The following is a 25267-nucleotide window of genomic DNA, read 5'->3' as shown; positions in this document are numbered from 1 at the left end:
GTCCCCACAATCACCAGGAAGACAGGCCCATGACCCACACCGCCACAGCCCTCCAGCTCGACGCCCAACAAACCGCCAAGCTTCACTCCCTGTACCGGCACCTCCACGCACATCCGGAACTGTCCATGCAGGAGTTCGCCACTGCTGAATTGATTGAGGAACAGTTGGACGGGCTCGGTTTCGAGCACTTCCGATGCGGCGGGACGGGCGTGGTGGGAATCCTGCGGAACGGTGAGGGTCCCGTGGTGGCGTTCCGTGCCGACTCGGATGGCCTTCCGATCGAGGAAGCCACCGGGCTGGACTACGCCAGCACCGATACCGGAACCCTCCCGGACGGCACAGTGGTCCCCGTTATGCACGGCTGCGGTCACGACACGCATGTAGCCAGCCTGCTTGGCGCCGCGGAGGTGCTGGCAGGGAATCCGGAGGCTTGGTCGGGAACGCTGGTGCTGATTTTCCAGCCTGGCGAGGAAACTGCCGCCGGCGCGCTCGCCATGCTCGACGACGGACTGTGGGACAAGGCGCCGCGGCCGGAGGTGGTTTTCGGGCAGCACGTCATACCCCGGACTGTCGGCACTGTCGCGATTTCCAGCGGCCCGGTGGCTGCCATGGCAGATTCGCTGCGGGTCACCGTGTACGGCCAGCAGTCGCATGGCTCCCAGCCGCAGGACTCCATCGATCCCATCGTCATGGCCGCCCATATGGTCACGCGGCTCCAGGGGATAGTGTCCCGTGAGCTGGATCCGCGGAAGTCCGCCGTCGTCACTGTGGGGACCTTCCACGCGGGACTTAAGGAGAACATCATCCCGGCCTCGGCCGAGTTCACGCTCAACATCCGAACCTTCGACGACGACGTCCGCGGCCAGGTCCTCGCTGCCGTTCGCCGCATCATCGAGGCCGAGGCCGCTGCCTCGGGGGCGCCTGCACCGGACATCGAGGAGATGTACCGCTTCCCGCAGTGCTTCAACGATCCCGACGCCGTCCCTGCCGTCATCGAGGCACTGCGGCTGGCGTTGGGGGTTGAGGCAGTGGACATCACACCGCCGATGATGGGCAGCGAGGACTTCGGGCACCTGGGTGCCGCGATCGGAGTGCCGTCGGTGTTCTGGATGTTCGGTGGCACGCCCGCCTCGGGGATTGAAGGTCCAGTGCCCGTCAACCATTCGCCGTTCTTCGCACCCGAGCTGGAAGGTTCTCTGGCCGGGGGAGTATCGGCCGCCGTCGCCGTGCTGATGTCCCGGCTGGGCAGCTGACTCCCGCGACCCACGTTCCGGGTTCCAGACACTCCAGGGATCCGAACGGCCTGGAGCGTCCTAGGAGGGTGCCCATGGGGGAAATTGAAGATCCTTTGGGATTCGACCACGCTGATGACCTCTTCTTCGGTCATGGGCTCTGCAGCGCCTTCCCGAGCGGGGGCTTCCCCGGGCGGCAGGACCTGGACGGCACCGGCGCTCTCAAACATTTCGAGAATTTGGGGAAATGTTCGATATTCCCACCATTAAGCTGGGCGGCTCAGTCCCGGAATTAACAAACAAAAACCCCGCTGGTTCAACGAACCAGCGGGGTTTTTCTCTGAGCTTCCTATCAGAATCGAACTGATGACCTTTTCATTACGAGTGAAACGCTCTACCGACTGAGCTAAGGAAGCACCGCGCCAATCACCGGTTTCCCGGGCGATCACGCAAGACATAACTGTAGTAGAGGCACCGCATCCGGGTCAAAACGAGAGCGGTGGCGGCCGTTGCAGGGATGTTCACCCCAGCGTCGGGCCGGGTTCAGGCAGGCGTTTCCCTGCCGCCGGAAGCTGGGGAATCAACTGTGGCGAGGTACACCCGCCACACAGACAAGCCAAAGGAGCCGCTCAATGACCGGGGACGCATTGACCAGGGACGCCAGCCACACATCCAACCGGCTGAGGCTGGCGGTGGTGGACATGGTGGGCACCACCATCACCGATGATGGCCGCACGGAATTGGCCATGTCCCGGGCGCTGGCCGAGCACGGCATCGAACCCGGCAGCAGCAGATTCGAGAGCATGTTGGGCTATGCCCGGGACACCATGGGCTTTTCGAAAATGACCGTGTTCAGCCACCTTTTCGACGACGCAGAGGTGGCTGCCAGTGCCAACAAGGTCTTTGAGAAGGCGTACGACGAAATGATCGACGACGGCGGCGTCCGCGCCATTCCGGGCGCGGAGGACGCCATCCTGTGGATGCGTGAGTCCGGCATGCAGGTGTGCCTGGCCACGGGCTTTGGCCGGCACACGCAGAACATGGTGCTGGAATCTTTGGGATGGATGGGCCTGGCCGACCTCAGCCTGTGTCCTGCCGATGCCGGACGTGGCCGGCCTTACCCGGACATGATCCTGACTGCCGTGCTCGCCCTGGACCTTGACGACGTGCGCGAGGTAGCGGTGGTCGGCGATACGAGCTCGGACATGCTCTCAGGCATCCGCTCGGGCGCGTCCCTCATCGCCGGGGTGCTGACGGGCTCGCACTCCGAAGCGACGCTGCGAGCAGCCGGCGCCACCGTCGTGGTGGATTCCATTAAGCAACTACCGCTCTTGGTGGAAAAACGCGAAGCCAGGCACCTCTAGCACTTCAGGCCGTCCTGCGGCAGCTTGCCATCAACAAAGTACTCGTCGACGGCGGTGCTGACGCAGGAGTTCGAGCGGCCGTAGGCGGTGTGCCCCTCACCTTCCCAAGTGACCAGTGAGGCGTTTTCCAACTGCTTGCGCAGCGACTGGGACCACTCCAGGGGAGTGGCGGGGTCGCCGGTGGTGCCCACCACCACGATGGGAGCGGACCCGTTGTATTCAACAGGTGCAGGCGTGCGGGTGTTCTTGTACGGCCAGTCCTTGCAGTTGACTCCGCCGTAGGCAAAGAAGGAACCGAAGGTGGGGGAATCCTGGATCAGGCGGGCTTCCTCGGCCCGCATACCCACGGTGTCAGTGACCATGGGGTAGTCCAGGCAGTTGATGGCCTGGAACGCGAAGGCGGAGTTGGAGCTGTAGGTGCCGTTGGCCTCACGGTCGGCCCCAAGATCGGCAAGCCGCATCATCTGGGACACGTCCCCGGAGAAGGCGCTCTCCAGAGCCTGGGTCAGGGCGGGCCAGCTTTGGTCGTTGTACAGCGGCAGGATCAGTCCGTTGACGAAGTCATTGCTGGTCACCAAACGGCCGTCCTTGGCGGTCTGGGGATTCTGGTCCACGGCGTTGATGAGGTCCCTGATCTCCTGGACGCCGTTATCTACGGATCCGCTGAGGGGACACTGGTTCTGGCCCTGGCAGCTGGCTACGTAGGTGCGGATCGCCCGTTCGAAGGCCCGTGCTTGTCCGGCGGTCAGTTCCTCGTTGCTGATGGACGGATCCACGGCGCCGTCCAGGACCAGGCGGCCCACGTTGTCCGGGAAAAGTGCAGCATAAGTGGATCCAAGGAAGGTGCCGTAGGAGAAGCCCAAGTAGTTGAGCTTGGCGTCGTTGACCACGGCGCGAAGGACATCCAGGTCCTTGGCCGCGCTGACGGTATCAATCTGTCCCAGGACATCCCCGGTCTGCTCCAAGCACTGTTCAGCGAAGGCTTTGTTGAAGGCCAGTGCGGCTTCCAGTCCTTCGTCGGTGTTCTTCCGGAACACCTTTTCGCGGGCAGCATCACGTTCGGCGTCGGTCATGCACTTGACGGGAGCTGAGCGTTTCACGCCGCGGGGATCAAAGCCCACCAGATCGAAGTTGTTCTTCAGTTTTTCGGTGAAGTTGGTGTTGCCTGCATCCTTGATGTAATCCACCCCGGAGCCGCCGGGGCCACCGGGGTTGACCAGGATTGATCCCTGCTTGTTGCCGGTGCTGGGCAACTTGATGACGGAGAGCGTGATGTCGCCGGCCCCTGGGTTTGCGTAGTCCTTGGGCACCTGGACTTCGCCGCACTGGAAGCCATTTTCGCAGGAACTCCACTCCACCGGCTGCGAGTAGAACTTCTCCAGGCCCTTGGGGGCCGAGGCCGCTATTGAGGGATCCACGGTGCTGGTGGACGGCTTGGCCGTGGGTGCCGGCAGGAACGGCACAGTGCAGGCGCTCAGCACCAGTGCGGCAGCTACGGCAACACCAACAGCCACGAAGCCGCGACGGGCCCCACGCTGGGCGGACCGGTCCCTTGAAGGGGCACCGGCGGGCCGGTGGGGTGCGGACGTCATGGGTTCTCCTATTGCTGGATGAGGCTCGTGGCCATGGACTCGACCGCCAACAGGGGAGCCACGTTGGTGGTGGTGATTCGGACACGGGCTTTGTTGATGGCGTCCATCCGGGCCAGGGTGGTTTCCGGGGTTGAACTGCCGGCGTAGTCTTCCAGTTCGCTCTTGAGCTCAACGTTGACCAGTTCCACAGCGTTCCCCAACTGGATGATCAACACGTCCCTGTAGAAGGACAGCAGATCTGTCAGGGTACGGTCCAGGGAGTCGGTGATGGACCGCTTGGCCCGCCTTTTCTGGTCGTCCTCAAGTTGTCTGACCTGGCTGCGCATGGAGGGCGGCAACGTGCCGGACTCTGGGGCGCCGAGGCTTGCCAACAGGGCGATTTTCTCCGCCGCATCGCGCTCGTCATTGGAGCTGTTGGCCTCTTCGGTGGCGATTTTCACCAGCTTCTCGGCCATCATCACCGCAGCAGTGACGCCGCGAAGGCCAAGGGGAATCTTTACCGTATCCAAGCGGCGTTGCCTGGCATCGGCGTCGCGTGCCAGCCGCCGGGCAATACCGATATGGCTTTGCGCAGCGCGTGCGGCGCGGTCAGCGAGTTGCCGTTCGACGCCGTCGCGCCTTACCAGGAGATCGGCGACGTCGGATGCCGGCGGAAGTCGAAGGCTTACCGGACGGCACCGGGAACGGATGGTGACCAGGACGTCGGCGGGGGAGGGGGCACACAACATCCAGATGGTGCGGGGCGTGGGTTCCTCGATGGCCTTCAACAGCACGTTGGTGGTCCGCTCGGCCATGCGGTCTGCGTCCTCCACCACGATGATCCGCCACCGGCCAGTCGCCGGCCTGTCACCCGCTTTGGATACCAGTGCACGGGCCTCGTCAATGGTGATGGTGACTTTCTCGGTCCGCACAAATGTCACATCAGAGTGTGTCTCGCCGAGAATCGTGTGACAGGCCGCGCATTCACCGCAACCGCGAAGGGCGACGTCGTCCTGCTCGCAATTCAGCGCTGCCGCGAAGGCCTTGGCTGCATTGGAACGTCCGGATCCCGGCGGACCGGTGAACAGCCACGCATGGGTGAGGCCGGTTTCACCCTGCGCCGCCTGCTTCAATTGCGCTACGACGGGTGCCTGCCCTTGGAGGTCGTCCCAAACACTCACGGACGGTCGCCCGGAACGCGGTCACCCAGCAAAGATTCCACCCGTTCAAGGATCTGGGCGGCGAGGGTGTCAATGTCGGAATTGGCCGGCAGGACCAAGTAGCCCGACGGTGTGGCCTCGGCGAGTTCCAGGAAAGCATGGCGGATGGCGGCGTGGAAGGCATCAGGCTCGGACTCCAGCCTGTCCTCCGCGGCGTCCCCGGCAGTCCGCCGCCGGCGGCCATCGGAGGGGTCGACGTCGAGCAGTACGGTCAGGTCCGGGCGCAAGCCATCAGTGGCCCACTGGTTGAGCGTCAAGACTCCCTCGGCACCCAAACCGCGTCCAGCACCCTGATAGGCCACTGACGAGTCGATGTAGCGGTCAGTGATGACTACCGTTCCCTCAGCCAATGCAGGGCGGATCACCTGGCTCGCATGGGCGGCGCGGGCCGCAGCAAACATGAGCGCTTCCGTACGGGCATCGATGGTTCCGTGCCCATGGTCCAGGACCAGGGAACGCAATTTCTCGCCAATGGGGGTGCCGCCGGGTTCCCGTGTGTGCAGCACGGAAAATCCCCGCGACTGAAGGGCGTCAGAGAGCCGGGCGGCCTGCGTGGACTTGCCCGCTCCATCCCCGCCTTCGAAGGCGATAAAAAGACCTGGGCTCTGAATACTCACGCGTCTAGCCTACCGAGCTTCACTGACATCAAGACGCGTAACGCCTTTCATCCGCAGCCTCGCCCGCGGCTACGCTGAAACCATGAGCCTTTCCGATCAGCATGCCGCCGATTTGTCTCCGGAAACCGTTGTCGTTGCTGCAGGCCGCCCCGAACGGGCCCACGATGAGCCGGTGAATCCGCCTATCGTCCTGTCCTCCACCTATTTCGGCACAGGTTCATTAAGCGACGGGGACCGCGGCTACGGACGGTATGCCAACCCCACGTGGGACCCGTTCGAGGATGCACTCGCCAAGTTGGAAGGTGCCACCCTCCCGGGCCTGCTGTACGCCTCCGGCCTCGCGGCCGTCAGTTCCGCACTATCGCTGGTACCTGCAGGCGGCGTGGTTGTCATGCCGTCCCACAGCTACGCGGGGTCCTTGGTGATGGCCACGGAGCTGGCAGAGAAGGGTTTCCTGGAGCTGCGCACTGTGGACATCACGGACACGGATGCCGTGAAGGCCCTCATCAGCCCGGAGAACGGCAAGAAAGCCGATCTCCTCTGGCTGGAGAGCCCCACCAACCCCATGCTAGGCATCGCCGATATCCGTGCACTGGCCGATGCCGCGCACGCAGTGGGCGCAATCGTGGTCACGGACAACACTTTCTCGACGCCGTTGGTGCAGCAACCGCTCAGCCTGGGATCCGACGTCGTGCTTCACTCGGTGACCAAGTACCTGGCCGGACATTCTGATGTGGTCCTTGGCGCCCTGGTGACATCCAATCCGGAGCTGCGCGCCACGCTTCTGCACCACCGCATCATCCATGGTGGCATCGCCGGGCCGTTCGAAGCCTGGCTGGCTCTGCGCGGCCTCCGCACCCTCGCCCTGCGGATTGAACGCTCGCAGGCAACGGCTGCAACCCTCGCCGAACGCCTCAGCAGCCACCCGCGGGTTGAAGCGATCCGCTATCCGGGCCTTCCCACAGATCCCGGACACGAGCGCGCCAAGGTGCAGATGAAGGGCTTCGGCTCCATCCTGTGCATCCAGATTGCCGGAGACGAACAGCGCAGCGGTGCTGACGCTGCGGACGAACTGGTCCGGGCGCTGCAGCTCTGGCTGCCCGCAACGTCGCTGGGTGGCGTCGAGTCACTGATTGAGCGCCGGCGCCGGCACACCGCTGAGCCGCTGAGCGTTCCGGAGAACCTGGTCCGGTTGAGCGTTGGAATCGAGAACGCGGAGGACCTCTGGTCCGACCTTGAGCAAGCGCTGAAGTCGCTGGACGGCTAGGCTAAAGGGCGTGGACGGAAAATTCTTGATCGCGATTGTCACCAATGCGGTGTACTTCATCCTTGGCCTGGTAGCCCTTGCCTTGGAAGTGTGGGCCTTCGCTGACTGCCTGCGCCACCGCCCGACGCTCTTCGTGGCCGCTTCCAAGCGGACCAAGACGTTCTGGACTGCGCTAACCGGCATTGCTTTCGCCATCGGGGCACTGACGGTCTTCACCGGCGGAAGCGGCTTGGGCCTCTTCGGCATCGCTGCAGTCACCGCGGCCTGCGTGTACCTTGCCGATGTCCGCCCCGCCCTGCGCGAGGCCGGCAGCGGCGGCAACCGCAACGTTGGCCCTTACGGTCCCTGGTAAGCACTTCCGGAAAGCGCTACTGGGGCGCCACAGCGTCCCACGCCACGGTCACTTCACCGAGGCGCCACCTAGCCGGCCCGTCCTGAAGCGGCCATCCGGCGTCGCGCAGTGAACGGCACATGCCTGTCCACCGCTGCCGGTTTCCGAACGACGCCAGAGGTGCCGCCTCCAGCCACGCCTTGTCCATCGCCTGCAGGAACGCGTGAACCGGTTCGCCGGGAACGTTCCTGTGAATAAGGGCTTTTGGCAGCCGCTCAGCGATTTCGGACGGCAGTTCGAAACTGCCGAAACGTACTGAAAAACTGAGGCTCAACGGGCGCTCGGAATCCAGGGCCACCCATGTCACCCGGCGGCCGATCTCATCACATGTGCCGTCAATGAACAGGCCTCCCGGCGCCAGCCGCGACTGCACCAGCCGCCAAATTCGGGCAACGTCGGCCTCCTCGTATTGGCGCAGCACATTGAAGGCGCGGACCAGCACCGGATTTCCGGGTACGGGAACCTCGAAGCCCCCAACGTGGAAGCTCAGCCCGGGCCGCTCCAATGCTTTGGCGGTCCTGACGCGTTCCGGTTCAATCTCGATCCCGCAGACGCGGACATCAGGCCGTACGGACTGCAGGCGTTCAAAAAGCTCGACGGCGGTGGTCGGCGAAGCGCCATACCCCAGGTCCACCACCAGGGGCTCGACGGCGGCGCGAAGCCGCCACGCCTGAGGCCCGGCAAGCCAACGGTCCAGGCGGCGCATGCGGTTGGGATTCGTGGTGCCGCGGGTGATGTTGCCGATCGGTTTGCCTGACAGGTTGCCGCCCCGACTGCGGGGAGAACCCACCCGTTCCGCTTTTTGCACCACGGCCCCCACTTTATCTCGCGCGGACGTAATGCCGGGCAGGCAATGGAGCCGCTCGGCTAGGATGAAAACCATGACTTACAAGCTGATTCTGCTGCGCCATGGCCACAGCGACTGGAACGCCAAGAACCTGTTCACCGGCTGGGTGGACGTAGACCTGAACGATCAAGGCCGCGAAGAAGCAGTCCGCGGTGGAGAGCTCCTCGTGGAGAACAACATCCTGCCGGACGTCCTCTACACCTCGCTCTTGAAGCGTGCCATCAACACCGCCAACATGGCACTGGACAAAGCCAACCGCGGCTGGATCCCGGTCAAGCGCGACTGGCGCCTGAACGAACGCCACTACGGCGCGTTGCAGGGCAAGGACAAGGCCCAGACCCTGGCCGAGTTCGGTGAAGAGCAGTTCATGGAATGGCGCCGCAGCTACGACACTCCGCCGCCGCCCCTGTCCGACGACAGCGAATTCTCCCAGGCACACGACGTCCGCTACAAGGATCTTGGTGACGCATTGCCGCGCACCGAGTGCCTCAAGGACGTCCTGGTACGCCTGCTCCCTTACTGGGAATCGGACATCAAGGAAGACCTCAAAGCCGGCAAGACCGTCCTGGTCACCGCGCACGGCAACTCCCTGCGTGCCCTCGTGAAGCACCTGGATGGCATCAGCGACGACGCCATCGCCGGGCTGAACATCCCCACGGGCATCCCGCTGGTCTATGAACTGGATGAGGACTTCCAGCCCATCAACCCCGGCGGAACCTACCTGGATCCCGACGCCGCAGCCCAGGCCATCCTCGCGGTAGCCAACCAGGGCAAAAAGTAGCGCCTGAGCACCACACGACGGCGGCCGGTCACCTGAGGTGACCGGCCGCCGTCCTTGTTTTCTGCGGTATAGGAAGGGCTAGAAGCCTTCAGGCTGCCATTCACCCGTCACCAGGTAGGTGACCTTGCGGGCTACGGATACACCGTGATCAGCGAAGCGCTCGAAGTAGCGGCTGGCCAAGGCAACGTCCACGGTGGTGGACGGGCTCTCGCTCCATTCAGGGGCGGCGATGGCCTTGAAGACGCTGAGGTGGAGGTCGTCCACGGCGATGTTGATCTTGAGGATGTCGCGGGCGACCTCAAGGTCGCGGGTTTCAAGGAGCTCGATGACCTTGGAGGTGATCTCGATGTCGTGCTGCGCCATGGCCTTGAAGGTCTGGGTCAGCGGAGCAGGGATCACGGTGGCCGGGTAGCGGAGACGCGCCAGCTGGGCTACGTGTCGGGCCAGGTCACCCATGCGTTCCAGCGACGCACTCATGCGCAGCGAACCCACGATCATGCGGAGGTCGCTGGCCACAGGGCCCTGCAAGGCAAGGATGTCGATGGCACGCTCGTCGAGGCTGTTCTGCAGGAAATCGATCCGTGCATCCGCCGCGATGACGTCCTGGGCAAGATCCACGTCGGCGCCTTCGAAGGACGTTGTGGCCTTCGTGATTGCTTCGTGAACCAGCTTGGAGATCTCGATGAGGTCGTCACCTACCTGGGTGAGCTCCTCCTGAAAAACCTTGCGCACTAAGGCGTCCTTTCTTTGGAAATCCGGTTCCCTGGATGCGGGCCGGACTTCAAAACCATTGGCAGTCCAACCAGTAACTGTGTCAGGAGCCAGTGAACTGTTCGGCACCTTTAGATGAACGTTAGTTGAACCGTCCGCGTTTGGCGCCGGATCAATGCTTGTCCGTCTTTCCACAGCATAAGCTGGAGCCGTGGATCCATTGCTCATAGGTGTCGTCGCCGGCCTCGTTGGCCTGTCGTTGGGCGTCTTTGGCATGCTCGCGTTCAGGATCAGTGAGCGGCAGCGGAGCATTGTGGACCTGGACGTTGCTGAGCCCCGCCTTCCTGACGGAGCTGCGGAAGTGCTAGCCGTCGTCGGGCGCGCGTTTGTTGTGGTGGACGTGATCGACGGCGTGGTGCGTGCGAGTCCCGCTGCGTATGCCTACGGCCTGGTCCGCGGGCACACAGTGGTGCACAAGCAGCTCCTGGACATGACTGCGAAAGTCCGCCGCGACGGCGTGATCCTGGAGGAGCAGTACGAGCTTCCCCGTGGTCCTTTGGGCAAGGGAACCATCGTGGTGCAGGTGCGGGCGGCCATGCTGGGCCAGGAATACATCGTGCTCCTCGCGGACGACCGCACGGAAATCACCCGCACCGAAGAGATCCGCAACGACTTCGTGGCCAACGTGTCCCACGAGCTCAAGACTCCCGTCGGCGCCATCTCCCTCCTGGCTGAAGCTCTGGAAGCCTCGCCGGATGACGAGGAAGCCGTACGCCGCTTCGCCAAGCGCATGCACAAGGAGTCCGGCCGGCTCGCGGCCCTGGTACAGGACATCATTGAACTTTCCCGCCTGCAGGGTGCCAACGTCGCCCAGCAAGGGCATGCGGTGGACATCAACACCGTGATCACCGAGGCAGTGGACCGCTCGCAGCTGCCGGCGGAGAGCAAGAACATCCAGATTGTCGTGGGCGGCCATTCAGACTCACTGGTCTTCGGCGACCGCGACCTGCTGGTGACTGCGCTGCGCAACCTGATAGACAACGCCATCCGCTACTCACCCGAAAACACCCGGGTGGGAGTGGGCATCCGAACCCGGGAAGGCGTCGTCGCCATCTCAGTGACGGACCAGGGCGAGGGTTTGACACCCGAGGACCAGGAACGCGTTTTTGAACGCTTCTACCGCGTTGACGCCGCACGTTCGCGGCATACAGGCGGCACCGGTCTTGGCCTGAGCATCGTCAAGCATGTGGTCTCCAACCACGGTGGCGAGGTGACCGTCTGGTCCCAGCCCGGCCAAGGGTCCACGTTCACTATCCGCCTGCCGGAGATGGAAGGCCAGGAGGACGACGGCGCCCTCCCGGCTCCCGCTGGCACAGCGGACGCGTCCGGGGAACCTAAGGCGCCTGCTGCCGCCGTCGAGCCCCACCGGGCGGTTAACCAAGCCAACACTGCGATTCAACAAACCCCTGTCGCGGGGCAACAGCCCCATATCGCGGGTCAACAAGGGGGCGCCAGCGGCGCCCAAGAGCAAGGAGCCAGCGCTTGAGCCGGATTTTGATTGTGGAGGACGAAGAGTCCTTCAGCGACCCTCTGTCCTATCTCCTGGGCAAAGAGGGCTTTGACGTCGAGGTAGTGGACAACGGCAGCGATGCCTTGGTGGAGTTCGACCGGAACGGCGCGGACCTGGTCCTCCTGGACCTGCAACTGCCAGGAACTCCGGGAACGGAGGTGTGCCGACAGTTGCGCCAGCGTTCCAGCGTGCCCGTCATTATGCTCACGGCCAAGGACTCGGAGATCGACAAGGTGGTTGGCCTGGAACTCGGCGCCGACGACTACGTCACCAAGCCCTACTCCTCCCGTGAGCTGGTGGCTCGTGTCCGTGCCGTCCTGCGCCGTCAGGGCGAGCCCGAGGAGCTCATCACATCCACCGTGCAGGCCGGTCCTGTCCGCATGGACATTGAACGGCACGTGGTCAGCGTCAACGGCGAACAGGTATCACTGCCGTTGAAGGAGTTCGAACTGTTGGAGATGCTGCTCCGCAACTCGGGCAGGGTGCTGACGCGCGGCCAGTTGATTGATCGTGTGTGGGGTTCGGATTATGTTGGCGACACCAAGACGCTGGACGTTCACGTGAAACGCCTCCGCGGCAAGATCGAGCCAGATCCCTCTGCGCCCCGCTACCTGGTGACGGTGCGTGGACTCGGCTACAAGTTCGAGCCGTAAAGATTTCGCTGCAATAGCTGCGGTAATGACAAAAGGAAGGGTCCCGCCTCGGCGGGACCCTTCCTTGTGTTGTATGTCTTGCAGCGCGCTGCCTGCTAGTGGCCGGCTGCTGCGGATTCAGTGGACGTCGACGTCGACGTCGGCGTTGCCGTGGGAGTAGGCGTGGTGGGCAGGTACTTGGTGTACTCAGCCAGCGTGCCGTCCACCACCGGAACGTTGATCGTGGCGGAATCCGACCCGCTGCGGATGGTGACCGGAGTCAGTCCACCCGGGATCACGCCTGCGGTGCTCAGGATGGCGGCGTCCGTGGTGTCGTTCAACAACGTTTCCGAGTTGGCCTTGACCGGGATCTCCGTCTGGGCGCCGTTCGCGCCGCTGATCGTGAGCGTCGCATCAGTGCTGGACTGGTTGAAGACGGCGCCGATCACACGGCCGGGCTCGTTCTCACCGGAGGCAACAATCAGGATGTTGCGCAACTGCAACTGACCGAGATCAGCTTTGATCCCGTCCGATGCCGAGTACTGGTGGGTAGTCTGCTGGGCGTTGACGAATCCGCAGCCGGTGACGGACAGAAGACCGACGCCGATTGCAGCCGCCGCAATTGCCAGCTTGCCGCGCTGGACAGGGTTCATCGCAGTATTGCGCACGACACCTACTCCTCAAGAGTCATTGGAACACTTTTCAGCCATAGCCTATCGGCAAACCCGCCAAAATAAGGATTCGGGAGGCCATTATGGCGCGGGCATCGGAGGAGATCTTGGTCGCACGTTGCTTGCTCGAAGCATCTTTCCCGGATTACGTCAAGACCTTGGAGGAAGTCGTTTAAGGCCTTTTTCCCTGTATTGGCGCGGTAGAACGGCCTGCTGGGTGCCAGTCGTATGCCTTAATCGTGATAGACTAATCTGCGGGAAAGGGGAAAGTCCACATGGTTTTTGAGGTCGGCGAGACAGTAGTTTACCCTCACCACGGTGCAGCAAAAATTGAGGAAATCAAGATGCGCACCATCAAGGGCGAAGAGAAGATGTATCTCAAGCTCAAGGTGGCTCAGGGTGATCTGACCATTGAAGTTCCAGCAGAGAACGTTGACCTTGTTGGGGTCCGGGACGTAGTGGGCAAAGAAGGCTTGGAGCACGTTTTTGACGTTCTCCGCGCCGAGTTCACTGAAGAGCCTACCAACTGGTCACGTCGTTACAAGGCGAACCTGGAGAAGCTTGCTTCAGGCGATGTCATCAAGGTGGCGGAGGTCGTTCGCGATCTTTGGCGTCGTGATCACGATCGCGGCCTTTCCGCAGGCGAGAAGCGGATGCTGGCCAAGGCGCGGCAGATTCTGATTTCAGAACTGGCCCTGGCTGAGAAGACAGACGAAGAGAAGGCTGCAAGCGTTCTTGACGAGGTCTTGGCTTCCTAAGAATTGAGCCCCGGTGGTGCGAAAGCGCCGCCGGGTTTCTTTTTGCCACAAAGTACTCTGGTGACCATGAGTAATCCTTCCAAGCGCGCCGTTACGGCCGTGATCGTGGTTGCCGCCGGTTCCGGTGAGCGCCTCGGCTACGGCATGCCCAAAGCCCGGGTTCCGCTGGGCGGCGAAGCCATCCTGATGCATGCCCTCCGTGGGGTGGTCGCAGCGGACGTCGCGCGCCAGATCTGCATTGCAGTGCCCAAGGGCGACACCGAACTCCGCGAGTTGATCGCCGACTTCACCATTGACCTGGTGGATGGTGGCCCGGAAATCTCAGTGGTCGACGGCGGATCATCCCGTGCTGATTCCGTCCGGGCCGCTTTGGCTGCTTTGGAAGACGGCACGGAATTCGTCCTTGTGCACGATGCAGCCCGCGCCTTGGCCCCGGAGCGCGTCTTCGAGCGCGTAGCCGATGCCCTGGCCTCCGGTGCGAAAGCTGTCATTCCGGCCATGCCGGTGGTGGACACCATTAAGACCGTCGCCGAGACCACGGGCACGGACTCGTCCATTGCGCCGGAGGTAGTCACGGGAACGGCGCCGCGCGAACACCTCAGGGCCGTGCAGACGCCGCAAGGCTTCGAACTGGCCACCCTGCGCCGCGCCCACGAGGCTGCTGGACTCTTTGACGACAAACAAGCCGCCACCGTGACGGACGACGCCATGCTGGTGGAGCTGCTGGGTGTTCCGGTCCACTCCGTCCGCGGGGCCAGCCAGTCCCTTAAGATCACCACTCCGCTGGACCTCATCATCGCTGAAGGCCTCCTGGAAGGTCCGCTGGGGATTCGATGGGTGGAGGGCTGATGACGTCGAGCCGGGACATGATCCTGCCCCGTACCGGCATTGGTGTGGACGTACACGCGTTCGCCCCCGATGATGATCCCCAACCGCTCTGGTTGGGCGGGCTCTTCTGGGAAGGCGAGCAAGGACTCTCGGGGCATTCGGACGGCGATTGTGTGGCCCACGCGGCAGCCGATGCGCTCTTCTCCGCTTGCGGGATCGGGGACCTCGGCACGCACTTCGGTACGGACCGACCCGAATATGCAGGAGCCTCCGGGGTGACGCTGCTCAGCGAGGCAGCCCGCATCGTCCGTGCAGCAGGGTTCGAGATCGGGAACGTCGCCGTGCAGTTCGTTGCCAACCGACCCAAGTTCGGCCCCCGACGGGAAGAATCCCAGCAGGTTTTGAGCGAGGCCGCGGGTGCTCCCGTCAGCGTTACGGCCACCACCAGCGATGGCCTGGGCTTCACCGGCCGCGGCGAGGGAATCTCCGCTGTCGCCACGGCCCTCGTTTACCCGGTCAGCGCCCACGAGGTGGCGCCGGCGGAGCCGGGTCCCGCGAAAGGTGCGCCGCATGCGTAAGCTGCCTGCCGACGTCATGCGTTCCGCAGTGGCGCTGTCCGCAGGCCTTGCCGCGGTCCTCCTGCTGGGCGGTTGTGCCGGGACACCGAAGATGGACGTGGCGGCCAGCTGCGAGTTCCTGAACAACGACACCTTCAAGCCCGAGGGCAACCAGCAGCAGCAGTCCAAGCAGATCGCTGCGCACTATCACGGGATCGCGGACAAACTGGCTCCGGAGATCGGCAACCCGATCAAGGACATGGCGGCGATCATGGACGAAGCCGCCGCTTCATCGCTCGGCGCGGCCACCAAGGACCAACAGGAGAAGCTCACCGTCCAGTTCAACAAGATCGGCGAATACTGCAAGTAGGCAGGTCATGCCGTGTCATCGGCTAATCTGGAGCGGTGACCCTGCGCTTCTATGACACCGCCTCCGCCGAAGTCCGCGACTTCGTTCCCCTCGAAGACGGCAAGGCCAGCGTCTACTACTGCGGGGCCACTGTCCAGGGAATGCCGCACGTGGGCCACGTCAGGTCGGCCATTGCCTTCGACCAGCTGACCCGCTGGCTCGAATTCCGTGGCCTCCGCGTCACAGTGGTGCGGAACGTCACCGACATCGACGACAAAATCCTTGCCAAGTCCGCCCAGTCCTTTGGGCCGGACTGGGACGCCGAACCCAGCGCGCGCCAAGCTGAAGAATGGTGGGCGTTGGCCTACCGCTACGAGCAGGAGTTCGAGGACGCCTACGACTCCCTGGGAGTCCAGCGGCCAACCTACGAGCCCCGCGCCACCGGCCACATCCCGGAAATGCACGCGCTCATCCAGCGCCTCATCGACCGCGGCCATGCCTACCCTGCCTTGGACGATTCCGGCGATGTCTACTTCGATGTCCGCTCCTGGAGCAAGTACGGCTCGCTGACGCGGCAGAATATCGATGACATGCAGGGAGCCCCCGACGCCGACCCTCGCGGCAAGCGTGACCCGCGGGACTTCGCGCTGTGGAAGGGTTTCAAGGACGGCGAGCCCGTTACCGCCAAGTGGGACTCCCCGTGGGGTGCCGGACGTCCCGGCTGGCACCTCGAATGCTCTGCCATGGTCACCAAATACCTTGGCCCGCGGTTCGACATCCACGGTGGGGGACTGGATCTCCGTTTCCCGCACCACGAGAACGAGATGGCCCAGTCCCAGGCTGCCGGCGATGAATTCGCCAACTTCTGGATGCACAACGGCATGGTCACCTTCGAGGGCGAAAAGATGTCCAAGTCCATCGGCAACACGGTGAGCCCGGCCGAAATGCTGGAGCTCGCATCGGCCCGCGTGGTCCGTTACTACCTGGGCCAGGCGCACTATCGCTCCATCCTGGATTACCGGCCCACCTCGCTGCAGGAGGCAGCTGCCGCCGTCGAGCGTATTGACGGTTTCATTGCCAAAGCGTCGGCCAGGCTCAGCGGCGGCTCCGCCGCTGAGGTGGCACCGCAGGCCAACATGCCGGCGGCCTTTATTGCTGCCATGGACGACGACCTGAATGTTCCGCAGGCGCTGGGTGTGCTCCACGAGACCGTCCGCGCGGGCAATACCGCGTTGGCGTCCGGCGACCTCGATGCCGCCAAGACTGCCCTCTACAGCGTGCTCTCCATGACCGAAGTTCTTGGCTTGGATGCGGTCAAGCGTCCGGAAGCCGTGCAGGGGCGCGAGCACGCCGCATTGGAAGTGCTGATCGACGCTCAACTCGCAGCCCGGGCCACCGCCAGGGCCAGCAAGGACTGGGCCGCATCCGACGCGATCCGCGACACCCTGGCCGCCGCCGGCGTCGTCGTCGAAGATGGTGCGGACGGGGCCACCTGGAGCCTTAAACGCGACTGAAGAACCCGCGCGGCGGCCGAATTGCATCGGGTCAGTAGACTTGATTCCAGACTTACTCACAAAATCAAGGATGGAATCTCATGGCCAACAATGGTCGCCGGTCGGTCAAGCAGAAGAAGGGCCCCACCACCGGAACCGGTGGCCACGGCCGCAAGGCCCTGGAGGGCAAGGGTCCCACGCCCAAGGCGGAGGAACGCACCTACCACAAGGCATACAAGAACAAGCAGCTGGCTGAACGCTCAGCTGCCAAGCGCGGATCCGGCACCCGTCCCGGTGGCGCCGGTGCACGCTCCGGCCCTAAGGGACGTGCAACCGAAGAGCTGGTCACCGGCCGTAACTCGGTGGTCGAAGCCCTCCGCGCCGGCATCCCGGCCAAGGCACTGCACGTCGCCATCCGCATCGAGATGGACGACCGCGTCAAGGAATCCCTCAAACTCGCAGCTGAGCGTGGCATCCCCTTGCTCGAAACCGGCAAGGTTGAGCTGGACCGCATGACCGAGGACGCTGTCCACCAGGGCCTCGTCCTGCAGATCCCGCCGTACGAGTACGAGGACGCCTATGACCTCGCAGAGACAACCCTGGCCAAGTGGAAGAAGGGGCACATCTCCAACGCCCCCATCTTCGTTGCCCTGGACGGCATCACCGACCCCCGTAACCTCGGTGCAATCATCCGCTCCGTGTCCGCGTTCAGCGGCCACGGCGTGATCGTTCCCGAGCGTCGCTCCGTAGGCGTCACCGCGTCCGCGTGGAAGACCAGCGCCGGTGCCGCTGTCCGCGTACCTGTGGCCCGCGCGTCGAACCTCAACAATGCGCTCAAGCAGTTCAAGAACATGGGCATCTACGTCCTGGGCCTGGACGGCGATGGCGATGTCTCCCTGCCTGACCTCACCGTTGCCACCGAGCCCGTCTGCATCGTGGTCGGCTCCGAAGGCAAGGGCCTCAGCCGGCTCGTCCGCGAAAACTGCGACCAGATCGTCTCCATCCCGATCGACTCCGCCATGGAGTCGCTCAACGCTTCCATGGCCGTAGGCATCTCGCTGTACGAAGTGTCGAGGCAGCGCGCAGCTAAGTAGTCCTCGCTGAGGCGCCGCAAGCGCCATCCTCCGCATGCTCGATCGTTCCCCGCTTGGACGCATGCTTCCGGATGGCCCCTGCGGCGCCTTTTGTGTGCCTGGAGTGCCGTAGGCGGCTACAACCCTCTCTCACGTCCCTCGGGCTTGAGCGGCACGTTCTCTCACGTCCCTCGGGCTTGAGCGGCACGCTCTCTCACGTCCCTCGGGCTTGAGTCGAACGCTCTGAACTCTTCGGGCCACTTACTGTCGGTGCTGGTCCCAGTACCCCAGCGTGCTTTCCTTCACTCCGAGCCCTAGGGATGTGAGAGAGGATCGGGCGGAAGGGCTAGGGATGTGAGAGAGGATCGGCCGGAAGGGCTCGGGATGTGAGAGAGGATCGGTGGGGGAGTCAGAAGTCGCGGCGGTTGGCCAGCACCGGGAGTTTTTGGCGGGCTTCCTGCACCACGGCGGGATCCAGGTCGTGGAAGATCAGGCCGGGTTCGCCGTCGAGGGATTCCAGGACCTGGCCGAACGGGGATACGACGGCGGAGTACCCCACCCCCGTGGGCGCGGCACCTTTGGGCTCAACGCCCTGCGTGGCGGGATCTCCTTGGCCGCACGCGAGCACGAACGTGGTGGTGTCCACGGCGCGGGCGCGGGCAAGAAGTTGCCACTGCTCGGCTTTGCCCGGCCCGGCTCCCCAGGACGCCGAGACGATGTTCACCACCGCGCCACGATCAGCGTTGGCCGTGAACAAGGCAGGGAACCGGATGTCGTAGCAGGTGGCTAAACCAAAGGTGAGGCCGCCGGCGTCGAACGTTACGGGGTCTGTACCTGCCTCAACGGTGTCCGACTCGGCGAAGCCGAACGCGTCAAAGAGATGGATCTTGTCGTAGCTAGCCTCGACGCCAGGCCCGGTGGCCAGCAGCGTGTTCCGCACGCGACGCGCTCCTGAATCCGAAGGAGTGCCGGGGGTGAACATGCCGGCCACGATCACTATCTGCAGTTCGTCGGCGAGGGCGCGCACCCGCCCGGCCCACGGCCCATCCAGGGGTTCAGCGACATCCAGCAGAGAATTCCCGAACGCGCGCATCATGGCTTCGGGGAAGACCACAAGTTCGGCGCCGCCGCCTTTCGCCAGACGGGCGTACTCCTCCAGGAGCCGCAGATTGTCGGCCAGATCCCGGCCGGTGATGACTTGGGCGAGTGCCACGCGCACGATAGAACCTCCTGTTGTCTCCGTCCCAGTATGCCAAGCGGGTGGGACAACAGCTGGTCCATGCGACTTATTCGCGTCGTCTCCCCGCCGCGCAGGTGGCGTCGGAACAGCGTTCCAGCACGTGAGCGGCCCAAGTAATCCGGCCATCAGCAGGCAAGTAATCAAATCGCGACGTGGAACGTCGTCACATGCGCGGCCGGCGCGGCACATACTTGGCGTGGAACTAAACTTGCAAGCAATGGTTATGCCTATTTTTGACACAGCAGCCGCCGTCGACGCCTCGCGGCCACGGCCCCTCGGACTGAGCACGCCCCAGCCCGGCCTTGACGATGCCGAAATGACGCAGGACCACCAGGTGAACGTGGCAGTTTTCGCGCCCGACCTGAAACAGGTGGAGATCGCCTTCCAGGCTCCCGGAGAGCCGTGGCGCGCCCACATCCTTCCCAACCTTGAGGATGGAGTGCATTTCGGGCTGGTCAGTGGGATGCCTCCGGGCACCCGTTACGGTTTCCGCGAGGCCCCTTCCGAGCGCGGCTTCCCCTTGTCCCTGCCGGCTGTGGACCTGGACGACGACGGCGAACATCGCCTGTTGCTTGACCCCTACGGCCGCGCTGTGGACCAGCGGGGCGAGTTCCTCACCAGTGTGCACGTGGAAACAGGTTTTGACTGGGGCGAGGACCGTCCGCCCCGCATTCCTTTGCGAACCTCCGTCATCTACGAAGCGCATGTCCGTGGACAGACGATGCTGCACCCGGAGATACCGGAACACCTAAGAGGTACCTACGCCGGGATGGCACATCCGGTGATGATCCAGCACCTTACCGAGCTCGGCATCACGGCCGTCCAGCTCCTGCCCATCCACTTCCATCTGGATGAGTCCCACCTCCAGGACCTGGGCATGACCAACTACTGGGGCTACAACACGGCCGCCTTCTTTGCACCGCATTCGGACTATGCCACAGAGGCGGCGCGCAAGGCCGGTCCCCACGCGGTACAGGACGAGCTCAAGGGCATGATCAAGTTGCTGCATGCGGCGGGCATCGAGGTCATCCTGGACGTGGTGTACAACCACACCGCCGAAGCTGGTCCGGATGGACCGCCCCTGAGCTTCCGTGGACTGGCAGAGAAGCGCTACTACCGGCACGATGCCCATGGGCGCTACCTGGACACCACCGGCTGTGGAAACACCTTGGACTTCAGCGATCCCGTGGTGGTGGACCTGGCCCTGGATTCCCTGCGGTATTGGGTGAACGACTTCCACGTGGACGGCTTCCGCTTTGACCTTGCCGTGACCTTGTGCCGGGACGCGGGCAACACCTTCGACCCCCAGCATCCCTTCCTGCAGGCCATCGCGGAGGACCCGGTACTGTCCGAGGTCAAGCTCATTGCCGAGCCGTGGGACGTCGGTTACGGCGGCTGGCAAACAGGCCGTTTCCCCCACGGTTGGTCGGATTGGAACGACCATTTCCGTGACGGCGTCCGCAGCTTCTGGCTGTCCGACCGTGCCGCCATCGAAGCAGGCGGCCAGGGCGGTTCCGTGGCATCGTTGGCTGAACTCATGGCCGGTTCCGCGAACCTCTTCGCATCTTCCGGACGCACGCGGCTTGCATCGGTCAACTTCATCACGGCCCACGACGGCTTCACGTTGAAGGACCTGGTGAGCTACGACCGGAAGCACAACGAGGCCAACGGTGAGCAGAACCGCGACGGCCACGGCGATAACCGCAGCTACAACCACGGTGTTGAGGGCCGGAGCGAGAACGAGGCCATTGTGGCCGCCCGCGCCCTGTCCGTCCGCAACCTGATGGCAACCCTGCTGTTGTCCTTCGGCGTCCCCATGATCACGGCAGGCGACGAAATCGGCCGGACCCAGCAGGGCAACAACAACGCCTACTGCCAGGACAACCCCACGGCATGGCTGGATTGGAGCCGCACCCAGGAAGCCAACGCCATGTTCCGGACTACGCGTGAGCTTGTCCGGCTCCGCCGCTGGTTCCTGCGCCACCAGCCTGAGAGTTTCCCCGGCAACGCGAACAATTCCAGCCTGCAATGGTTCGACGACAAAGGTCAGCGGATGACTCCCGCACGTTGGAACGATCCCAATGTGCGCTCCGTCCAGCTCCTGATGGGGCACGAGGACAGCGAAATCCGTGGCTTGATCGTAGTGAACGGAAGCAACCAGGATGTGAAGATGGTGCTGCCGGAGATCCTGAGTGAAACGGGCATCGGCAAGCGCATGTTTGAGCTCCGCTTCACAACGTCGGTGCTGCATGAACGGCGGAAGGGCGCGTTGGTGGCCTCAGGCGAGCGGGATATCCTGCAAGCCAACACCATCAACATCTACCGCACGTAGGCACTCACCCTTCAGGAGCTCTTCGCATGAACCGCAGCCGCAGCAAACTGGTGGCGTTCGCGGGGTTGGTGATCGCCGTCGTCGTGTTGGTGGTCGCCATGGTGGGCGGTGGCTCGCTCACGGCCACACCCACAGCGCCAAGCACGACGCCGGAACCTGGCTCCGTGTCGACGTCGGCCGCAGCGGTGGCAAACCCCTCAACGCTGCCCGCCATCAATGCCTCCCAGTTGCCCAAGGAAGCCCGTCAAACGCTGGCGCTGATCGCCAAGGGCGGCCCTTATCCCTACGACCGCGACGGTGTCAGCTTCGGTAACTTTGAAGGCCTCCTCCCCAAGAAGACCAGCGGCTTCTACAAGGAATACACGGTGACCACGCCAGGAGAATCGGACCGGGGCGCCCGCAGAATCGTCGTGGGCAAGGACTCAGCCAAGTACTACACCCCGGACCATTACAAGTCGTTCAAGTTCATCGTCGAAGGCAAGTAGGAGCCCATGAAGATATATTCCGCAGACACCTGGACCCTGGAAGAACTGCAGGAACAGATTTCCGACGCCGGCCGCAGGACCGTGATGGTCCCCCCGGCAACCACCAAGCAGGCGGTCCTGGAAGTCTTCGCCCAGGTCCTGGACTTCCCTGAGTACTACGGCGTGAACCTGGACGCCCTGAACGACTCCCTGCACGACTACGCCGACGCCCTCTCAGAGGACGACGGCGGCCCCGTCACCATGATCTGGCAGGTCCCGGCCGCCTACCGCACAGACCGATCCTTCGGTGTGGTCTGCGAAGTCCTCCAGGACGCCGAGCGCTACGCTGGCCGCGACCTCGCAGTCATCGCCGTTTTCGAGAATTAGTCGCGCCAAGGTTGCTGGCCACTGCACAAACAGCGGCTTGCGTGCTCTGACGGAGAGCTGAGATGTGGCTCAGCATTGATTCCCTGCGTTCGTGATGCCCGCCGAGACGCTTAAGTGGTGCGTGCCACCCAATCGTGACGCAAGATTTTAAACATTTCTGTGCTTTCTCCGGTTATTACCATAGTTTGACGTTAAATGTGTCGAGCGATACATTTTGAGGGGCCTTTAGGGTCTACGTCAATGCGTATTGGGGAACGCGCAGGATTAATTGCTGACCTCATTCCGCACCAGCTGAAATGAGGATCACGATATGAAGAAGCTTGCACGGATAGCTGCTGTCATCGCACTATCTACCTCGGTGCTCTTTGCCGCCAGTCAGTCGGCGAATGCCAGTATTCTATGCAGACAATAACTACGGCGGTGCTACATACGGAGCCGACAACTCGACCTGGATGGGGTCGTTTGATAACAAGGCAAGTTCGGTAAAGAACTTCGGCTACTACGTCACTTGGTGGCAGGACATCAACTATGGCGGTGCCGGCTTTGGCAGCGCTAACGACTATAGCGCCATGGGTTGGTATGTACCCTTCCTGGGTACGTGGAATGACAACATCAGCAGCTTCCACAGGGGCTAAACCTACACGGCCGTTCGCATAACGAAATGTGAATAGCACCATGCTTTGACCTGCTGAGCAAAGAATCGGCAGGTCAAAGTTCCTGTCTGTGAAGAGGCTCGGCTACTACTAAGTCGAGGCGTAAGAAACGAGATTGGATGCGGGATGGTGCCGAGGAGAACTCTTAAGCGACGGGCATGCTGGAAAAGGTATTTTGTGGCCTCGCTTGCCATAGGCGTAGCGTTGGCTATTTCGTCGTGTTCGGAGGGTGTGGACAGTTCAATCACGCCGGACTCATCGGGAAAAGTGAATCTGGATTACGAGAACTCTCTGATCGTATTCCCAGTGGACGCGTATAGGATTTCGGCCCGTGATCGCTCTCAGATTCTCCTGGCGAGGGAAGTCATCATGACCACGTGCATGAAGAAATTTGGCTTCATCGATGATCCGAATGCTGCTTATCCGAAGGCAGAGAACCGGAACTTCGGCGTGTGGAACGTTGATCGCGTGAGACAGCACGGCTTTCGGCTTATTGGAGAAGACGCTCAATCGAACCAGAAGCACGACGAGGCAGGTACGTGGGGGGATGCCAGGTACAAGTGTGTTGCCAGTGAAAAGAGCAAGATCGATGAGGTCACTCCACCTGATGACCTGATGAATGGTGGTGCTGCAGCGGAGATCGCTGTGAAAAGTCTCGGTATGGCATCAGAAACTGACGCTTGGAAGAATGCCAAGGGCGACTGGGACAAATGCATCTCAGCGGCTGGCCTGACACCCGGGCGGGACGCCGCCAACGCCAAGTGGTCGAGCCAGCAGTCCTTTGACCTGCAGGCGAGGACAGATCAGCAAAACCCGTCGAAGTCGGACACAGCCGAGGGCGTCCGAATCGCCACGATTGAGGCCGAATGCAACCAGGAAGTCCGACTCACCCAAACGCTCGGTGATATTCAGGCAAGCTACCAGCTGCCGCTTATCAAGCAGAATGAGGCAGTTCTTACCGAGCTCAAGAAGAAGAGCCAGAACTATGTAGATGCCGCTGAGAAGTTACTGAAAGAGACGCAGTGATCGATGAGCATCCCCGGCAGAGAGCTGCGGAAGCTGTCGGATTGAGTCGACTCTCGCGACGGTGGCTAATCGTCCTGTTGGCAGTCACCGCAGTTATGTCCGCGGGGGTGGGGTTGCTCGCTGGAATCGTCTTTGATCAATCAGAGATCATCCGGCCAGAGGACTCCATGGCTGAGATTCCTGTCTATGCCATGGTTGAAAACCGTGTCGTCGACGACCGTCTTACCTACTCAGGAGTTGTTAAGGCCGGACCGGCGGTGCCTATCCACATTGACTTAGAGGGTCAGGAACCGATTGTCGTGCGCCAGACGCTTCAGGCGGGGGACACGTTGAAGTGGGGCGACCTTGCAGGTGTGGTTTCAGGCAAGCCCTATTTCGTCCTGCCTGGTCCGCTCCCTTTGTATCGCAATCTTTCCCGAGGAGATGCGGGAGATGACGTTTTGGCGCTGCAACGGGCACTTCTGCAGTTGGGGTACCCTTCCTCCGAATCTGGTCACATGGACAGCGCAACCATGGATGCTGCATCCTCTTTCTTTGCCAGCGAGGGTTTCGCCTTGAGCAGCGGGAGAATGCCTACCGAGCAAAGTCAACAAGTCGAACCGGGAGCTACACCAAAAACCACGGCACCAGTCGACGCTAAAACCGCCACGCTCTCGATCCCGTACAGGCAACTGATAGCCCTCCCCGTCGCCAGCGCGACCGTTGTCTCCGCGCTGAACATAGGGCAGAAAGTTACGCCCGAGAGTCCTCTCGCCATGTTCCAGGCCGAAGATAACTTCGTGGAGTTTATCGCCGAGGTCCAGCAGGCTGAGTCTCTCAAGGCAGGCCAGGATGTCACTGTCAGGGTCGCGGAAAAGCAAATGACAGGACGGATAACTGGGCTGGGTCCATTCACTGATGCGGGAGATGGCCGACGTGCGGGACATCCCGTGACGGTTGAGCCTACGAGTAAGGCGGATCTGGTCTTATTGACTCCCAATTTGAGTGTCACGGTGGCTGGCCAAGGTAGCGCGGCAGAAGCCCTCGCTGTGCCGTTATCTGGTATCCGACAGGATGCCGAAGGCACCTACGTTCTCAGAAGCTCGGGCGACGGAAGAAACTCAAAGGTCCCCGCAACGCGCGTCGCCATCACGATTCTTCGGTCAGGGGGAGGTTTCGCCGCAGTCTCTGGTGATCTCAGCCAAGGTGACGAGGTCCAAATATCGTGACGATTTCACGACCGGGGCCTCTCAC

Annotated in this window: 26 protein-coding genes and 1 tRNA gene; 19 read left to right on the top strand and 8 right to left on the bottom strand. The window is 62.7% G+C overall.

The annotated features are described in order from the left end of the window. The first annotated feature begins 29 nt into the window (after positions 1-29). Entirely contained in the window at positions 30-1253 is a 1224-nt protein-coding gene (locus WBN73_RS12360) for an amidohydrolase (RefSeq protein ID WP_337340388.1), read from the top strand. Between the two features lie 322 nt (positions 1254-1575). On the opposite strand, the gene WBN73_RS12355 is transcribed toward WBN73_RS12360, so the two are convergent. After that, a tRNA-Thr gene (locus WBN73_RS12355) sits at positions 1576-1648 on the bottom strand. 216 nt (positions 1649-1864) lie between these two features. On the opposite strand from WBN73_RS12355, the gene WBN73_RS12350 reads away from it, so the two are divergent. After that, complete coding sequence (locus WBN73_RS12350) at positions 1865-2596, top strand: HAD family hydrolase (RefSeq protein ID WP_207596359.1); 732 nt, start codon at positions 1865-1867, stop codon at positions 2594-2596. On the opposite strand, the gene WBN73_RS12345 is transcribed toward WBN73_RS12350, so the two are convergent. The 3 genes from WBN73_RS12345 to tmk are packed head-to-tail and all read right to left on the bottom strand — an operon-like array spanning position 2593 to position 6004. Continuing rightward, positions 2593-4188, bottom strand: coding sequence for an alpha/beta hydrolase (locus tag WBN73_RS12345; RefSeq protein ID WP_337340387.1), 1596 nt, complete (start codon positions 4186-4188; stop codon positions 2593-2595). The two genes, WBN73_RS12350 and WBN73_RS12345, sit on opposite strands and share 4 nt — an antisense overlap. A gap of 8 nt (positions 4189-4196) precedes the next feature. Further along, on the bottom strand, positions 4197-5348 hold the full coding sequence (locus tag WBN73_RS12340; RefSeq protein WP_337340386.1) for a DNA polymerase III subunit delta': 1152 nt from the start codon (positions 5346-5348) through the stop codon (positions 4197-4199). After that, positions 5345-6004, bottom strand: coding sequence for a dTMP kinase (gene tmk / locus WBN73_RS12335; RefSeq protein WP_337340385.1), 660 nt, complete (start codon positions 6002-6004; stop codon positions 5345-5347). The genes WBN73_RS12340 and tmk overlap by 4 nt, the downstream gene beginning before the upstream one ends. 82 nt (positions 6005-6086) lie before the next feature. Between tmk and WBN73_RS12330 the strand changes: the two genes are divergently transcribed. Next, entirely contained in the window at positions 6087-7271 is a 1185-nt protein-coding gene (locus WBN73_RS12330) for a trans-sulfuration enzyme family protein (RefSeq protein ID WP_337340384.1), read from the top strand. 10 nt (positions 7272-7281) lie between these two features. Then, complete coding sequence (locus tag WBN73_RS12325; protein ID WP_089593784.1) at positions 7282-7623, top strand: DUF2516 family protein; 342 nt, start codon at positions 7282-7284, stop codon at positions 7621-7623. A 16-nt stretch (positions 7624-7639) separates the two neighbouring features. On the opposite strand, the gene WBN73_RS12320 is transcribed toward WBN73_RS12325, so the two are convergent. After that, positions 7640-8473, bottom strand: coding sequence for a class I SAM-dependent methyltransferase (locus WBN73_RS12320; protein WP_337340383.1), 834 nt, complete (start codon positions 8471-8473; stop codon positions 7640-7642). 70 nt (positions 8474-8543) lie between these two features. Here WBN73_RS12320 and WBN73_RS12315 point away from each other — a divergent pair, with 70 nt between their 5' ends. Continuing rightward, positions 8544-9290, top strand: a complete 747-nt coding sequence (locus tag WBN73_RS12315) for a phosphoglyceromutase (protein ID WP_207596368.1) — start codon at positions 8544-8546, stop codon at positions 9288-9290. 78 nt (positions 9291-9368) lie between these two features. Here the strand turns inward: WBN73_RS12315 and phoU are convergent, their stop codons facing one another. Beyond that, positions 9369-10022, bottom strand: a complete 654-nt coding sequence (phoU, locus tag WBN73_RS12310) for a phosphate signaling complex protein PhoU (RefSeq protein WP_207596369.1) — start codon at positions 10020-10022, stop codon at positions 9369-9371. A 199-nt stretch (positions 10023-10221) separates the two neighbouring features. Between phoU and WBN73_RS12305 the strand changes: the two genes are divergently transcribed. Then, a complete protein-coding gene (locus WBN73_RS12305) occupies positions 10222-11547 on the top strand; it encodes a sensor histidine kinase (protein ID WP_242703611.1) in 1326 nt (441 codons plus the stop codon). After that, the gene (locus WBN73_RS12300) at positions 11544-12224 is read left to right on the top strand and encodes a response regulator transcription factor (RefSeq protein WP_337340382.1); all 681 of its coding nucleotides are present in this window, start codon (positions 11544-11546) and stop codon (positions 12222-12224) included. The genes WBN73_RS12305 and WBN73_RS12300 overlap by 4 nt, the downstream gene beginning before the upstream one ends. A 95-nt stretch (positions 12225-12319) precedes the next feature. Here the strand turns inward: WBN73_RS12300 and WBN73_RS12295 are convergent, their stop codons facing one another. Beyond that, positions 12320-12856 (bottom strand): hypothetical protein, encoded by a 537-nt coding sequence (locus WBN73_RS12295; RefSeq protein ID WP_207597477.1) that lies wholly within the window; start codon positions 12854-12856, stop codon positions 12320-12322. 293 nt (positions 12857-13149) lie between these two features. Here WBN73_RS12295 and WBN73_RS12290 point away from each other — a divergent pair, with 293 nt between their 5' ends. The 6 genes from WBN73_RS12290 to rlmB all read left to right on the top strand — a co-directional run bounded on the left by WBN73_RS12290 (position 13150) and on the right by rlmB (position 17953). After that, positions 13150-13632 carry a CarD family transcriptional regulator gene (locus WBN73_RS12290; RefSeq protein ID WP_011690592.1) on the top strand — a complete coding sequence of 161 codons (483 nt, stop codon included), beginning with the start codon at positions 13150-13152 and terminating at the stop codon, positions 13630-13632. A gap of 66 nt (positions 13633-13698) precedes the next feature. Continuing rightward, a complete protein-coding gene (gene ispD, locus WBN73_RS12285) occupies positions 13699-14481 on the top strand; it encodes a 2-C-methyl-D-erythritol 4-phosphate cytidylyltransferase (RefSeq protein WP_337340381.1) in 783 nt (260 codons plus the stop codon). A gap of 17 nt (positions 14482-14498) precedes the next feature. Beyond that, complete coding sequence (ispF, locus tag WBN73_RS12280) at positions 14499-15038, top strand: 2-C-methyl-D-erythritol 2,4-cyclodiphosphate synthase (RefSeq protein WP_369746631.1); 540 nt, start codon at positions 14499-14501, stop codon at positions 15036-15038. Continuing rightward, a complete protein-coding gene (locus tag WBN73_RS12275; RefSeq protein ID WP_207596373.1) occupies positions 15031-15387 on the top strand; it encodes a hypothetical protein in 357 nt (118 codons plus the stop codon). The genes ispF and WBN73_RS12275 overlap by 8 nt, the downstream gene beginning before the upstream one ends. 35 nt (positions 15388-15422) lie before the next feature. After that, positions 15423-16880, top strand: a complete 1458-nt coding sequence (gene cysS / locus WBN73_RS12270) for a cysteine--tRNA ligase (RefSeq protein ID WP_337340379.1) — start codon at positions 15423-15425, stop codon at positions 16878-16880. Positions 16881-16960: 80 nt separating this feature from the next. Continuing rightward, positions 16961-17953: a 23S rRNA (guanosine(2251)-2'-O)-methyltransferase RlmB gene (gene rlmB, locus WBN73_RS12265; protein WP_142936564.1), complete on the top strand. Its 993-nt coding sequence runs from the start codon at positions 16961-16963 to the stop codon at positions 17951-17953. A gap of 388 nt (positions 17954-18341) precedes the next feature. Here the strand turns inward: rlmB and WBN73_RS12260 are convergent, their stop codons facing one another. Then, positions 18342-19151, bottom strand: a complete 810-nt coding sequence (locus WBN73_RS12260) for a carbon-nitrogen hydrolase family protein (RefSeq protein WP_207596375.1) — start codon at positions 19149-19151, stop codon at positions 18342-18344. Between the two features lie 238 nt (positions 19152-19389). On the opposite strand from WBN73_RS12260, the gene glgX reads away from it, so the two are divergent. From glgX to WBN73_RS12230, 6 genes are all read left to right on the top strand, one after another. Beyond that, the gene (glgX, locus tag WBN73_RS12255; RefSeq protein WP_280626923.1) at positions 19390-21504 is read left to right on the top strand and encodes a glycogen debranching protein GlgX; all 2115 of its coding nucleotides are present in this window, start codon (positions 19390-19392) and stop codon (positions 21502-21504) included. 26 nt (positions 21505-21530) lie between these two features. Beyond that, a complete protein-coding gene (locus WBN73_RS12250; RefSeq protein ID WP_337340378.1) occupies positions 21531-21989 on the top strand; it encodes a ribonuclease domain-containing protein in 459 nt (152 codons plus the stop codon). Between the two features lie 6 nt (positions 21990-21995). Beyond that, positions 21996-22355, top strand: coding sequence for a barstar family protein (locus tag WBN73_RS12245; protein ID WP_207596380.1), 360 nt, complete (start codon positions 21996-21998; stop codon positions 22353-22355). A gap of 452 nt (positions 22356-22807) precedes the next feature. Then, positions 22808-22990 carry a hypothetical protein gene (locus WBN73_RS12240; RefSeq protein WP_337340377.1) on the top strand — a complete coding sequence of 61 codons (183 nt, stop codon included), beginning with the start codon at positions 22808-22810 and terminating at the stop codon, positions 22988-22990. A 195-nt stretch (positions 22991-23185) separates the two neighbouring features. Beyond that, positions 23186-24034, top strand: coding sequence for a hypothetical protein (locus tag WBN73_RS12235; RefSeq protein WP_337340376.1), 849 nt, complete (start codon positions 23186-23188; stop codon positions 24032-24034). Positions 24035-24201: 167 nt separating this feature from the next. Next, positions 24202-25242 carry a hypothetical protein gene (locus WBN73_RS12230; protein WP_207596384.1) on the top strand — a complete coding sequence of 347 codons (1041 nt, stop codon included), beginning with the start codon at positions 24202-24204 and terminating at the stop codon, positions 25240-25242. Positions 25243-25267: the final 25 nt, after the last annotated feature.

The organism is Paenarthrobacter sp. CCNWLY172, assembly GCF_037402035.1.
GTDB lineage: Bacteria > Actinomycetota > Actinomycetes > Actinomycetales > Micrococcaceae > Arthrobacter.
This window is presented reverse-complemented; position numbering and strand designations above follow the sequence as displayed.

Bases quoted from the DNA above. Each gene is read 5' to 3' on its own strand.
- WBN73_RS12360 (WP_337340388.1), top strand. From the start codon at position 30: ATGACCCACACCGCCACAGCCCTCCAGCTCGACGCCCAACAAACCGCC.
- WBN73_RS12350 (WP_207596359.1), top strand. From the start codon at position 1,865: ATGACCGGGGACGCATTGACCAGGGACGCCAGCCACACATCCAACCGG.
- WBN73_RS12345 (WP_337340387.1), bottom strand. From the start codon at position 4,188: ATGACGTCCGCACCCCACCGGCCCGCCGGTGCCCCTTCAAGGGACCGG.
- WBN73_RS12330 (WP_337340384.1), top strand. From the start codon at position 6,087: ATGAGCCTTTCCGATCAGCATGCCGCCGATTTGTCTCCGGAAACCGTT.
- WBN73_RS12315 (WP_207596368.1), top strand. From the start codon at position 8,544: ATGACTTACAAGCTGATTCTGCTGCGCCATGGCCACAGCGACTGGAAC.
- WBN73_RS12295 (WP_207597477.1), bottom strand. From the start codon at position 12,856: ATGAACCCTGTCCAGCGCGGCAAGCTGGCAATTGCGGCGGCTGCAATC.
- WBN73_RS12290 (WP_011690592.1), top strand. From the start codon at position 13,150: ATGGTTTTTGAGGTCGGCGAGACAGTAGTTTACCCTCACCACGGTGCA.
- ispD (WP_337340381.1), top strand. From the start codon at position 13,699: ATGAGTAATCCTTCCAAGCGCGCCGTTACGGCCGTGATCGTGGTTGCC.
- ispF (WP_369746631.1), top strand. From the start codon at position 14,499: ATGATCCTGCCCCGTACCGGCATTGGTGTGGACGTACACGCGTTCGCC.
- WBN73_RS12275 (WP_207596373.1), top strand. From the start codon at position 15,031: ATGCGTAAGCTGCCTGCCGACGTCATGCGTTCCGCAGTGGCGCTGTCC.
- rlmB (WP_142936564.1), top strand. From the start codon at position 16,961: ATGGCCAACAATGGTCGCCGGTCGGTCAAGCAGAAGAAGGGCCCCACC.
- glgX (WP_280626923.1), top strand. From the start codon at position 19,390: ATGGTTATGCCTATTTTTGACACAGCAGCCGCCGTCGACGCCTCGCGG.
- WBN73_RS12250 (WP_337340378.1), top strand. From the start codon at position 21,531: ATGAACCGCAGCCGCAGCAAACTGGTGGCGTTCGCGGGGTTGGTGATC.
- WBN73_RS12245 (WP_207596380.1), top strand. From the start codon at position 21,996: ATGAAGATATATTCCGCAGACACCTGGACCCTGGAAGAACTGCAGGAA.
- WBN73_RS12240 (WP_337340377.1), top strand. From the start codon at position 22,808: ATGGGGTCGTTTGATAACAAGGCAAGTTCGGTAAAGAACTTCGGCTAC.
- WBN73_RS12230 (WP_207596384.1), top strand. From the start codon at position 24,202: ATGGCTGAGATTCCTGTCTATGCCATGGTTGAAAACCGTGTCGTCGAC.